Origin of the sequence: Helicobacter sp., assembly GCF_022770205.1 — a bacterium.
In the GTDB taxonomy this organism is placed as follows: domain Bacteria; phylum Campylobacterota; class Campylobacteria; order Campylobacterales; family Helicobacteraceae; genus Helicobacter_D.
Genome location: NZ_JALEIK010000028.1, coordinates 1 through 11,495, shown reverse-complemented (window position 1 = coordinate 11,495; position 11,495 = coordinate 1). Strand labels below are relative to the sequence as shown.

Below are 11,495 nucleotides of genomic sequence, written 5' to 3'. Positions count from 1 at the left end.
TTCAAACATTCATTTTCCTTAAACCTTATAAATTTCAATTTTGTCAAAAAGTCGCTTATACTACAAAAAATATTTTTGTTTGTCAATAAAAATTATTAAATACACTCTAACAATCCACGATTCCATTAATGCCTTAATTGTAGCATTCAATAGGATTTAAGCTTTTCATTCAAGGCTTTAATATCATCAGCAAACTTTAAAAATTCTTGTAGTTTAGATTCAAACTCTGTCAATAATATATCAAACTCATAACGCCATTTTGTATCTTTATTACGATAAAGCCACCAGCTTGGTTTATTGCCCCCCTGCCCTAAAAATGTTTGAATGTCTTTTAGTCTTGGGTCGCCTGCATTGAAAGTTAAATCTTTGTGAAAAATCCGCACACCATAGAAACTATATCTATTTTCTTGCATGTAATATTCTACACAAAAGGCGTAATAATACTCGCCACAATCTTTAGGCTTAATGATAAAAGGATAGCTTAAATCATGGTGTTTCCATTTACCCAATTTATCCTTATTTTTGTCTGTCTTAACAATCTCAAAGTCTTTGCTTTCAATTTGTTCTTTATGCCCTTCTATAACTTTTCCTACAAATTTTTCGTGATAGGTTTCTATAATATTCTCCCTATTTTTTAGAATCTCATAGACCATTTTCATATTCTCTTCCATATTATTATCTGTCAAAAAATGCTCTATACTCATTGTGTTCTCCTTTGTTTTTGTAATGATTTGCACGACATCTTTATAAAAGAGCAATGCGGCATTTAGGTTTGTGATGCACCCAACTTTTGCTTGTGAGTTTTCTATCCATTTTAGAATCTCTTTTTCATAAGTGATAGCCTTAAATCTCACTTGATTATCTCCATTTACAAGATAATCCCCTTGTATTTCCCATTCACCCAAACTATCTTTTGAAGGATTTCGTTTATAAGGGGCTAGGTAAAGCACAGCGATATTTTCATAAGATACGCTTTGCTCCTTGCTTTCTCCTTTTGCTATTTTCTCAATATACCGCTCAATTTGTTGCGGCTGATCTCCTGCTTTAATCTTATTTTCTATAATGATATGCCTATTTCCATTAGTGATAAAAATATCGATAGAAATATCAATGATTTTATACTCCTTATACACTCTAGCATTATTTGTATCACCAAACCACGCTTTAAGCCCAACAGATTCTAAAAATGTTTCCAAAAACACATCGCCTTGATAGTGTTCGCCTAGTGGATTTAAAAACCCACAAATTAACGCACTATGAAGTTTTACTTCATTACTTTCACTCCACATTTCAAGGTAGGGATTAAAGTCATTGTTCCCACTCCTTTTGTGAATCTCTGCTTGTTTTAAAAAGCCCTTTACGCTTTTAAAAAATTCTTGATACTCCAAAATTGCTCCTTTACAAAAATTTAAAATTAGCAAATTTGGATTCCAACTTTTGAAGGCACTAGGCACTAAGCACACTAAAACTCAAGCGTCACATATTCTTTTGGGACTTTGATAACCACTTTTTTAATTAATGTCGGCTTAGAATCCGTTGCGATGCCACCTGCATGCACATCAATGGTTTCAAAAACAGCAAGGTTTCCCCTAAACATCTGCACACTAGAAATAAATGCGCTTGGATAGTATTCAATCAAATCTTTTGTGGAATCTAAAGGCGTTTTAACTGCACATAAAGAATTTGGCGCAACAAAAAAGATTTCCTTGCCCTCTACTACCATTTGAAAATCCACCATTTGACTATGGCTTTCATAAAAGGCTTCTTTTGGGATTTTTGTATGATAAGCTTGTGCAATCGCCTTTGCACCACCATCAAAAGGCACTTCAAATTGCTCTCCATCTTTCAAAGAGCAAATGCGCTTATGCACTTCACTTTCTGTATCAAGTGCGTCAAAAAGATAGCCAAAAACCTGACTTAAAATTTCATTTTTCTTAAATTTACTCGCACAATCTGGCAAATATCCTAAAAACATTTCACACCCTCAAAAGTTAGTAAGCCCTACCAACACCCAATTGTTTTCATTCTCGCGTTCAAGCTCTACCATACAACCTTTACTAACGCGCAAATTCAGCATTCCTTTTGCACAAATCAAACGCACAAATTGACTAATGGCAGGTTCGTGTGCGACAACAATAAGCGTCTGCCAATCCTCTTCTAACTTGTCTTGATTGCGCAAAAATCCCGCCACTCCCTCTTCTGGATTGATTTTTGGTGTAAGAAGAAAAGTGCAATTCTTCTGCTCTTTAATAATATGCTTTGCCGTATCACACGCACGCAGTGCTAAGGATGAAACTACTGCATCCGCATTAGGATATTTTTTGGCAATGTATTTTGCAATTTTCCTTGCTTGCTTCACACCCTTTTTTGTCAAGGGACGCTTCAAATCATCCTTATCAACCCATTTTTCCCTATCTTTAGCCTTTGCGTGACGCACTAAAACTAGACGCATAGCAAATTCCTTTTATAGTTTTTCTATCATCTTAATCACAAGCGAAGCACTAACCCTAGCACTTGATTCTAAAAACTCTTCATAGCTTACCAACGCCTCATCGCCTGCATTATCAGAAATTGCCCTAATGACACAAATGGGCGTGTTAAGATTGTCGCACACCACTGCAACACTTGCCCCTTCCATTTCAATCGCATCAGCGTTAAACTCTTTTTTAATCCATTCTTTTTTTTCTTTTGAGCTAATAAACTGATCCCCTGTTGCAATCACACCTTCATATAAATGAATGCCACTTTCCTTTGCCACAGCTTTTGCGATTCCATTTAACACGGAATCTGATTCCGTGAAAACCTTACCTTCAGAAAAATACCCAAAGGGATGTCCAAAAATCGTAATATCCACATCGTGTTGGCAAAGTTTGCTTGCAAGCACTAAATCCCCGATTTTATAATTAGGATTAATCCCCCCTGCAACACCATTAAAAATGATTTTTTCACAACCAAAATGCAAAATCATCGTGCTAGCAGTTAGAGCTGAATGCACCTTACCAATGCGACTACAAGCGATAATTAGCGTTTTGCTTCCTAATGCTACCTTATAAAAAGTATTGCCCCCAAATACAACTTCTTCATATTCTTTATAATGCTCTAAAAGTGGCGTGATTTCTTCACGCATTGCCCCTATGATTCCAATTATCATTTTAATCCTTTTGTAAAAAATCTTGAATCTCAGCATAAGTCTGCAAAGAGAAGGTATTTTTTTGACTTAAACGCTTATTTAAGCCCTTTAGCACACTTCCGCCACATTCTACAAATCCGCTAATTGCGCCATCATTTTCGCAAATAGATTGCTTATAAAGCACAGGTTTTACAAGTTGATTTGCAAGCAACTCAAGTGCTTGTGCTTTTGTGTCATAAGGCTTTGCATTGACATTAGAGATGACAGGAAAAATAAAGGAATCGCAAAGCACTTCTTCTAATAAAGCTTTAAAATCCCCGCACATACCCTCTAGCAATGGACAATGGCTTGCCACAGAGATAGGAAGAAGCAATGCCCTCTTTGCTCCAAGCCCTTTTAGCTCCACTTCTAAGCTTTGTAAATCTTCCTTACTCCCGCCAAGCACCATTTGTCCATCACCATTATAATTTGCACACCATACACTCAAACCAAGATTCCGTTTCTTTTGACAAAACTCTTCTAGCACTGCATCGTCTAAACCAAGCACAACCATCATTCCAGCCGCCTTTGCTTTACACACATCTTCCATTAAGATTCCGCGTTGATGCACAAGCGCAATCGCTTGCGCAAAACTCAATGCACCACTAGCGCATAATGCACTAAATTCCCCTAAAGAATGCCCAAGCCCAAAAGCGATTCCATCTTTTTGTAACTTCTCTTTAACTAGCATAAACACACTATAACTCACAAGCAAAATTGCAGGCTGTGTGTATTGCGTGAGATTAAGTTTTGCATTTTCCTCAAAGCAGAGCCTTTGCATATCTTCTTTTAAAATCTCACTTGCCTGCTCAAAAAGCTCCCTAACTGCTACACTATTTTCAAACAAATCCTTACCCATACCAACGCTTTGACTGCCTTGACCCGGGAAAATTACTGCCTTACTCAAAAACTCTCCTTACACATTTCTACATACTTACTTTTGCTTTAACGCCCAACAAATCTAATCCTAAGGCAATAGAATGCGCCACCACAACAAGCACTTTTAAAATCTGCTCTTCTTGCTCTGTATTTAAAATCTTTGTTGCGTTATAAAAATGATGAAAATCCGAAGCCAACGCATATAAATAATCCACCACCTTATTGACCAAGCGTTGAGAAAACGCATCGCTTAAAACCTTTTCAATCCCAAGTGCCAAAACTAATAAATCACACAAATCCCCTTGCAAATCCCACGCCTTGTATTGCTCTAGGGGGAGCACCTTAAAAGATTCCATTTTAAATTTTGATTTAGAAAACAGCGTGTGGATTCTAGCGTGTGCGTAATTGATATAATACACAGGATTGCTAGAATCTTGCTTTTTTAGCAATTCCACATCAAATTCTAAATGCGTGTCTAATTTTTTGCTCAAAAACATAAGGCGCAATGCGTCAGCTCCTACATCATCTACAACATCTTTCATTAAGATAAAATTCCCCGCACGCTTGCTCATTTTATAAGGGATTCCATCTTTTAAGAGTGCCACCATTTGTGCCAATAGCACTTCTAATTTCTCCGCATCAAAGCCTAAAAATGCAATTGCCGCCTTAACCCTAGCAATATAGCCGTGATGATCCGCTCCCCAAATGTTAATGCAGTGTGAAAAATGACGCTCAAATTTATTTCTATGGTAAATAATATCACCCGCTAAATAAGTTGGCTCACCACTTTGACGCACAATCACGCGGTCTTTCTCATCACCAAACTCTTTAGATTTTAACCAAGTCTTTGCATCCTCTACATACACACCATTATGCGTCTTTAGCGACTCTAGTGTGGAATCCCATTGAGAAAAAAGCTCTTTTTCACTCACATAGGAGTCAAACACGATTCCAGCTTGTGCTAGATTGCTTTGTATTTCTGCTAGCATTTTATCCTTACCAAAAACACTAAGCTTCTCTAAAGATTCCAAGCTCTCAAAAACACTCTTTCCAAACTCCACTCTAGCACTCTTAGCCAATTCAAAAACATACTCTCCCTGATAGCACTCTTGTGGTAACTCTTCACTTTCACCAAAGGCTAAAGCACGCCCCGCATAATAAATAGACTTCCCAAGCTTTTCAATTTGCACACCTGCATCATTAATGTAATATTCTGTGTGGATTGCATAGCCTAAAAAGCGTCCAATGCGCGCTAAACTATCACCAAACACAGCCCCGCGCGCGTGTCCTATGTGCAAAGGACCTGTGGGATTGGCACTGACATACTCTAATAAAATTTTCTCATCTTTGGAATCCGCCTTTTTAGATTCCTTAGAATCCCCTTGTAAAAACTCCCACGCACACTGCCCTAAGAACGCATTACTTAAACTAAAATTAACATAACCATTTATAGCATTGACACTTGCAATTTGTGGAAGCGATTCTAACTTTTTTGCAAACTCTTGCGCGATGATTTGTGGAGATTTGCGCAACTCTTTTGCAAAACTAAAAGTTGGCAAGGCAAAATGCCCTAACCCCTTATTGCGTGGTTTCTCTAAGATTATAGAAACGCCAAGAGTAGAATGAACAACTTCTTTTATAGCGTGATACATCCATCACACTTTTGCAGTTTCATTAGGTTTAGAATCTGTTTGCGTTGTAGCTGCCGCAGTTTTATCTTGTTCAATCTTCGTGTTTTGCGCAACTTCCTCCTCATCTTCCTTGACAGCTTTTTTGAAATTTTTAATCCCAGAACCCAAACCCTTTGCTAAATCTGGAATCTTTTTTGCCCCAAAAAGCACAACAATAATCAACAAAATAATAAGCAACTGCTGAACACTTGGCATCATCACGGAATCCTTATGTTAGAATTGAATTTATGCAGATTATAGCACAAATCCGCTTACATACAAATTTAGCCATTTTACACAGCAACCAAAATCCTTTGAATAATGTCAAAATTCTCAATACTCCTAAAGCAATAATTCTTACCTTTATAGCAAAATTGCAAGCCATAAGCGTGGAGCATTAAACGCTTCGCCCCAAAGTATTCTAAGCGTTTTTCGTCGCTTAATGCGCTGTTAGATTCCGTGTTTTTAGAAATGAACTCACCATCTAAATACTCCCTGCTGTGTGCATCCTTTACCCCATAGAGTGGATCGCCTAAAATTGGAATCCCTAAGGCTTGCAAATGCAAGCGGATTTGGTGTGTGCGCCCTGTTTTTGGTAGCACTTTAAAAAGCAAAAATTTAGAATTTTCATTAATCTTAACTTCAGTTAATTTATCCATTTTTTCATCATTAAAATCTACAATTCCTAGCACTTCAAAATCACTTTGTGCGTCTTTAAAATTTAACATCTTGTATGCTTGTGTATGCCCAGCTTTCCAATACACAGAACGCACACATAAGTCCCCTCCTTTTTCCTGTGTAGCAAGAGGCAAAGACAGACTGAAGCTTGTTTTTACATTTTGGATTCCATTCTTAACATTTGTTAAGGCAAGATACTCTTTCTTAATGGCATTGTTTAAAAACATTAATCCAAATTCAGATATACTTTTTTTATGCTTACCAACAAGCACTAAACCACTTGTTTCCTTATCAATCCTATGCGTAAGATTTGCTCCCTCTCCTAAATGCGTGCGCACCTCATCCATAAAACTATGGTGCGCAAATCTCCCTTTTGGGTGGATTAGCATTTTAGAAGGCTTATTAAAAATGGCAAAATCTTCATTTTCAAAAAGTGGTTTTAGCCCTATGGATTCAGGCTTAAACACCAACACTTCTACTCTGTTGTATAAAATTTTATTCTTCTCTTGCAAAATGCCTCCCCCATAAAAACACCTTGCCTTTATCAATCAATCTTTGCGCCTCTGAAACACTCACACCAAGCACCCTTTTTAAACATAAAAAAGCAGGCATTGCATAAGGGAGTATGAAAGATTGTTTCACATAGGGCATTTTTGACCTTGAATTAGGGATTTCTAAAAATTTTTAAGGTTTAGAAAGGCTTCAAATTTATTATATTATAATCCGATAGAAAACGCTAGATACAAAGAATCGCACAATGAAAATCCTTTACATTCTTTTGAATCTCTTATGTCTTATTATATTTACTGCCTGTGGCGGAGGCAACATACTTTCCCTAACCTTTCCAAGCAAACCAATTTATACTAATCCAAGCCCAAAACCTACAACTCCTAAGCCTACAACCCCCCCAAACCTAAATCAACCAAGCCCTAGCACTCCAAACTCACCGCCTACACCCCCGATTATAACCACATCTGCAATCCCTTTACAACACCTTATAGCTACTAAATTCCCTATTGCAAATCGCCAGTCTATAACAATACCTCCCCCAACAATACCTTCTGCAACAATTTTTGATGAAAACACACTTAAACACATCGGCGTGATTGATGGGGGGTTTGGCGACCTTGCAGCGCAATATTTTAATGACAGCAAAGTAACCTTTATAGGTAGACAACTTCCTTTAAAGGATAGAACCCACGGCACAAATGTTTCTAATATCATTATAAGAAATGCAAAGAATACAACAAATCTTTATGTTCTTGAAGCAGGTGATACCACCGATCCTACTCGTAAAAATCTTTTAACAGGTTTTGGACATTATCGTGCAATTTATAATCAAGGCGTTAGAATCTTTAATAACTCCTTTGGGACAAACCCCACAGATAATTTAGATTCAATAAAAAACATTTTTTATAATCTTTATGATAACTTAAAAGATTTAGCTTCAAAGGAAGGAGCAATTTTTGTTTGGGCAACAGGAAATGAAAGCCAAGATCTTGCTTCAGACCAAGCTTCTCTACCTGAACTTTATAATGCCGCCAAAAAAGGTTGGATAGCAGTTACTGCGCTAGACACTTCTAATAAACTTGCAAGCTATGCAAATCAACTTGGCAGAGCAAAAGACTGGGGAATCGCCGCACTTGGAACACTCAATAATGATGGAACTGGAGCAGAAGGCACTTCCTATGCCGCCCCTAGAGTAACTGCTGCTGTTTCTAAAGTGTGGGAGCAGTTTCCTTGGATGGATAATCATTTAGTTACACAAACCATTCTTAGCACCGCTAATGCTTGTGAAAAGGGAAATTGTAATCAAGGAGACAAGCCCACAACAGGACCAAATAATGAAGTAGGATGGGGAGCTTTAAATGTAGAGAGAGCCTTAAAAGGACCAGCACGCTTTGATAAACGCTTATTGCTACAAGGGCAAGAGCAAGTAGAAGTCAATTTTAGCTATCGCAACTACACAGATAGAAATAAACTCACTTGGAGTAATGATATTGCAGGGGATGCAGGGTTAAAAAAGGAAGGCACTGGCACGCTTTATCTCTCAGGCAACAACACTTATAGCGGAAAAACAGATATAAATGGTGGCGCACTTGTGCTAACAGGGGACGGAATTACACAATCTCCTATCACCATAGGACAAGATGGAATCTTACAAGCAAACAACGCAAAGACAATCACAACCGCTGGAAAAGGACTTACTAACAATGGAATCTTTGAAGTCTATGGCAAAGGCGCAAAAATTGCAGGAAATTACAAGGGGGGGGGGCAACACTCCAAAATCTACATTAACCCTGATTCACAACTCCAAGTAGAAGGCACTATGGATTTAGCAAATAGCAAATTTATCGTGCATATCCCAAACATAACCACCCTTCAATCTAGCGCAAATCATTCTGTGATTCAAGCACATAACATTCAATATGATGGCTCATACTATCTCACAGAAAATTCAAACCGCTATGCAAATATTCAAAAAGTTACATACTCCTCTCAAGAAATCAAAGTGCAATACCAAAGAAACACCACCGCACAAGTGCTACGAACTGCTAGTTATGCGAACACAAACACCCTAAACACTGCGCAAAACTTTGACACTCTGCTAAACACCATAGAGAGCAAAAACATAAACGAAGACGCCCCTGTGTATGTTGCCGCTCTAAGCGTGCTAAATGCAGAAAATTTCACAAGAGCCATTGATAGCCTATCAGGTGAAATCCACGCTTCTAGTCAAAATCTCCTCATCCAACAAAACACTCTTGTCAATGCACATCTAAATCAGCGCGTAGCACTAATGCAAGAAGAAAAAGAGAGTGGATTTTTTATGCAAGCCTTTGGTTCGCACTCTAAGTTAGCGCAAAAAGACTATGCAAGTGCTAATGTTAATCTCTATGCCACACTTTTAGGGAGCGATTTTAGAAAAGACAGCACCACCTTAGGATTTGCGCTTTTACTAGGCAATGCAAAGGCGGATTTTAATCAATATGCAGGCAATGTAGAGATTCTAAACCGACACATTTCTTTGTATGGAACACAGCATTTTGAGCATTTTTACATCACTGCTAGAGTAGGAATTGGCTTTATCAAAAATGCAGTCAAAAGAGAAATCAACACAGAACAAACACAAAGCGCGCATAAGGATATCGCCTATAATCTCTATGGTGAAGTGGGAAAGATTGTCCCTATATCTTTTGCTAAAATCAATGCTTTTCTTGGGCTAGAAAAGGATTATTTGCTAAGGGGAGAGTTTAATGAAAATCATCCCTTAGGGCTTGTAGCAGATAAACAAAAGCAGCATTCAAATGCTCTGTCCATTGGAGTTAGAATCGCATTAGAGAAAGGGAATTGGCGATTTAATACTGCATTAAGCCATAGACATCTTTTAAGCCCTGATGATTTTAGCTTTGAAGCAAGAAGCGTTGGAAGTGATTCTAAAGTTAGGATTCAAGGGATAAAGCAAGCACAAAACATCACAACTCTTAATGTTGGAGGAATGCTCTCTATCCGCGAAGATTTACTATTAGATGTGCAATATAACTTTAGCTTACAAAACCTAACTTCCAACTACAACCAATCCATTGGAATAGGATTGCGCTACAACTATTAAAGGAGCATTATGGTAGAGAGATACGCAAGAGAAGAGATGAAAAGGCTATGGGATATGAATGCAAAGTATTCTGCTTGGCTTAAAGTGGAAAAGGCATTAGTACGTGGCTGGAATACGCTAGGGCTAATCCCTGATAGCGATTGTGAAAAGATATGCAAAAATGCGACATTTGACATCGCTAGGATTGATGAGATTGAATCTGTTACCAAGCACGATTTAATCGCCTTTACCACTTCTGTGGCGGAGAGCTTGGGAGAGGAGAGCCGCTGGGTGCATTATGGGATCACTTCTAGTGATTGCATAGATACCGCAGTAGCATTGCAAATGCGTGATTCTCTAAAGATTATCTTAGATGATATAAGACAAGTGAGAGAAGCGATAAAGGTGCGTGCATATCAGCATAAAGACACGCTAATGGTGGGGCGAAGCCACGGGATCCACGGAGAGCCTATCACCTTTGGACTCGTTTTGGCGATTTGGCACGATGAGCTAGGGCGGCATTTGAAAGCCCTAGAATCCACGCTTGAAGTCATCTCTGTGGGACAACTTAGTGGGGCGATGGGCAATCTCGCCCACACACCTATGGAGTTAGAAGAGCTAGTTTGCAAAGAGCTTGGACTTACACCTGCACCCGTGAGTAATCAAGTGATACAGAGAGATAGATACGCTAGGCTTATGAGTGATTTAGCCCTTTTGGCAAGTAGCTGTGAGAAAATCGCCGTAGAAGTGCGACACCTGCAACGCACAGAAGTCTATGAAGCAGAAGAGTATTTTGAAAGCGGACAAAAGGGAAGCTCGGCTATGCCGCATAAGCGAAATCCAATTTTAAGTGAGAACATCACAGGGCTTTGCAGAATGATCCGCTCTTATGCAATGCCGGCAATGGAGAATGTCGCATTGTGGCACGAGCGGGATATTAGCCATAGTAGCGTGGAGCGATTTATTTTACCTGATAGCTTTATCACCACAGATTTTATGCTAATGCGTTTAAAGGGGCTGCTTGAAAAGCTTGTGGTGTATCCTAAAAATATGATGAAAAATCTCAACCTTACAGGCGGGCTTGTGTTTTCCCAGCGCATACTTTTAGAGCTTCCAAAACAAGGCATATCGCGCGAAGATGCCTATAAAATCGTGCAAAAAAATGCGATGAAGGTTTGGGGCGATTTGCAAAATGGCGAGAGTGCGCTAAACGATAAAGGCGAATCGCTTTATTTACAATATCTTTTAGCAGATAGCGAACTCGTGGGACTTATCGGCGAAGTTGCGATTAGAGAGTGCTTTGAGTTTAGCTACTACACAAAAAATGTCGATGCGATTTTTCAAAGAGTGTTTGGAGAATAATCTGCACGAAAAACAATGAAACAGGAAAAACATTATGAAGCCCTATGAAAAAATATCCATAAACTTTAAGAATTTCTTAGAAGCCAAAGGGCAGGAAGCATATAAAAATCTTAAAATATTTTTTGATGCACAAAAGCAAGAGTTT

11 protein-coding genes are annotated in these 11,495 nt (G+C 38.5%); 2 read left to right on the top strand and 9 right to left on the bottom strand.

The genetic code is table 11. The features are described from left to right. Positions 1-146: 146 nt before the first annotated feature. The 9 genes from MRZ19_RS05885 to MRZ19_RS05845 form a co-directional block, all read right to left on the bottom strand. Complete coding sequence (locus MRZ19_RS05885; RefSeq protein WP_291031343.1) at positions 147-1,388, bottom strand: PD-(D/E)XK nuclease family protein; 1,242 nt, start codon at positions 1,386-1,388, stop codon at positions 147-149. Between the two features lie 74 nt (positions 1,389-1,462). Then, positions 1,463-1,975, bottom strand: coding sequence for a YhcH/YjgK/YiaL family protein (locus MRZ19_RS05880; RefSeq protein ID WP_291031341.1), 513 nt, complete (start codon positions 1,973-1,975; stop codon positions 1,463-1,465). 9 nt (positions 1,976-1,984) lie between these two features. Further along, on the bottom strand, positions 1,985-2,452 hold the full coding sequence (locus MRZ19_RS05875; protein ID WP_291031339.1) for a histidine phosphatase family protein: 468 nt from the start codon (positions 2,450-2,452) through the stop codon (positions 1,985-1,987). 12 nt (positions 2,453-2,464) lie between these two features. Continuing rightward, positions 2,465-3,151 carry a 5'-methylthioadenosine/adenosylhomocysteine nucleosidase gene (locus tag MRZ19_RS05870; protein WP_291031337.1) on the bottom strand — a complete coding sequence of 229 codons (687 nt, stop codon included), beginning with the start codon at positions 3,149-3,151 and terminating at the stop codon, positions 2,465-2,467. Between the two features lies 1 nt (position 3,152). Next, positions 3,153-4,076 carry an ACP S-malonyltransferase gene (gene fabD, locus MRZ19_RS05865; RefSeq protein WP_291031335.1) on the bottom strand — a complete coding sequence of 308 codons (924 nt, stop codon included), beginning with the start codon at positions 4,074-4,076 and terminating at the stop codon, positions 3,153-3,155. A 19-nt stretch (positions 4,077-4,095) separates the two neighbouring features. Next, a complete protein-coding gene (gene argS / locus MRZ19_RS05860) occupies positions 4,096-5,700 on the bottom strand; it encodes an arginine--tRNA ligase (RefSeq protein WP_291031333.1) in 1,605 nt (534 codons plus the stop codon). 3 nt (positions 5,701-5,703) lie between these two features. After that, positions 5,704-5,940, bottom strand: a complete 237-nt coding sequence (locus MRZ19_RS05855) for a twin-arginine translocase TatA/TatE family subunit (RefSeq protein ID WP_291031331.1) — start codon at positions 5,938-5,940, stop codon at positions 5,704-5,706. A 71-nt stretch (positions 5,941-6,011) separates the two neighbouring features. After that, on the bottom strand, positions 6,012-6,908 hold the full coding sequence (locus MRZ19_RS05850) for an RluA family pseudouridine synthase (RefSeq protein ID WP_291031329.1): 897 nt from the start codon (positions 6,906-6,908) through the stop codon (positions 6,012-6,014). Next, a complete protein-coding gene (locus MRZ19_RS05845; protein WP_291031326.1) occupies positions 6,892-7,047 on the bottom strand; it encodes a hypothetical protein in 156 nt (51 codons plus the stop codon). The genes MRZ19_RS05850 and MRZ19_RS05845 overlap by 17 nt, the downstream gene beginning before the upstream one ends. A 106-nt stretch (positions 7,048-7,153) precedes the next feature. Here MRZ19_RS05845 and MRZ19_RS05840 point away from each other — a divergent pair, with 106 nt between their 5' ends. Both MRZ19_RS05840 and purB read left to right on the top strand, forming a co-directional pair. Beyond that, a complete protein-coding gene (locus tag MRZ19_RS05840) occupies positions 7,154-10,009 on the top strand; it encodes an autotransporter serine protease (RefSeq protein WP_291031324.1) in 2,856 nt (951 codons plus the stop codon). 9 nt (positions 10,010-10,018) lie between these two features. Beyond that, positions 10,019-11,350, top strand: coding sequence for an adenylosuccinate lyase (gene purB / locus MRZ19_RS05835; protein WP_291031322.1), 1,332 nt, complete (start codon positions 10,019-10,021; stop codon positions 11,348-11,350). Positions 11,351-11,495 lie beyond the last annotated feature (145 nt).

Coding starts and splice junctions, on each gene's coding strand:
- MRZ19_RS05880 (WP_291031341.1), bottom strand. CDS start 1,975: ATGTTTTTAGGATATTTGCCAGATTGTGCGAGTAAATTTAAGAAAAAT.
- MRZ19_RS05875 (WP_291031339.1), bottom strand. CDS start 2,452: ATGCGTCTAGTTTTAGTGCGTCACGCAAAGGCTAAAGATAGGGAAAAA.
- MRZ19_RS05870 (WP_291031337.1), bottom strand. CDS start 3,151: ATGATAATTGGAATCATAGGGGCAATGCGTGAAGAAATCACGCCACTT.
- argS (WP_291031333.1), bottom strand. CDS start 5,700: ATGTATCACGCTATAAAAGAAGTTGTTCATTCTACTCTTGGCGTTTCT.
- MRZ19_RS05845 (WP_291031326.1), bottom strand. CDS start 7,047: ATGCCCTATGTGAAACAATCTTTCATACTCCCTTATGCAATGCCTGCT.
- MRZ19_RS05840 (WP_291031324.1), top strand. CDS start 7,154: ATGAAAATCCTTTACATTCTTTTGAATCTCTTATGTCTTATTATATTT.
- purB (WP_291031322.1), top strand. CDS start 10,019: ATGGTAGAGAGATACGCAAGAGAAGAGATGAAAAGGCTATGGGATATG.